Raw genomic sequence first — 281 nt, 5'->3', positions numbered from 1 at the left:
GCCTTGATGCCCTTGTAGGCGTAGGTGATGGCGGGGTTGGTCGGTTTGCTGTTGTAGAGGGCGTCTTCCTCCGCGCGGTTTTCCTCATGAATCTCGAAGTAGGCGAGACTGGTATTGAGTCGTCCGTCGAGATATTCACCCTTGATGCCGATCTCGTAGTTCTGGCCTTCGTCGGGTTCGAGCAGCTTGTTGCTGCTGTCGCGATACCAACTGTCCTGCGGCATGAAGATGTCGGTATAGCTGGCGTAGACGGAGTAGGTATCGTTCAGGTCGTAGACCGC

Annotated in this window: 1 protein-coding gene; it reads right to left on the bottom strand. The window is 55.9% G+C overall.

Annotated elements, in window-relative coordinates; translation table 11 throughout:
- Window positions 1-281, bottom strand: a 281-nt coding sequence (locus ACLJNW_RS24570) for a TonB-dependent receptor domain-containing protein (RefSeq protein WP_410961265.1), incomplete at both ends; no start/stop codon positions are given.

The sequence above is a fragment of the Salmonella sp. SAL4457 genome (genome assembly GCF_046548235.1).
Classification (GTDB): domain Bacteria; phylum Pseudomonadota; class Gammaproteobacteria; order Enterobacterales; family Enterobacteriaceae; genus Salmonella; species Salmonella enterica.
Note: the sequence above shows the minus strand (reverse complement) of the source record. Positions and strands in the feature narration are given on the sequence as shown.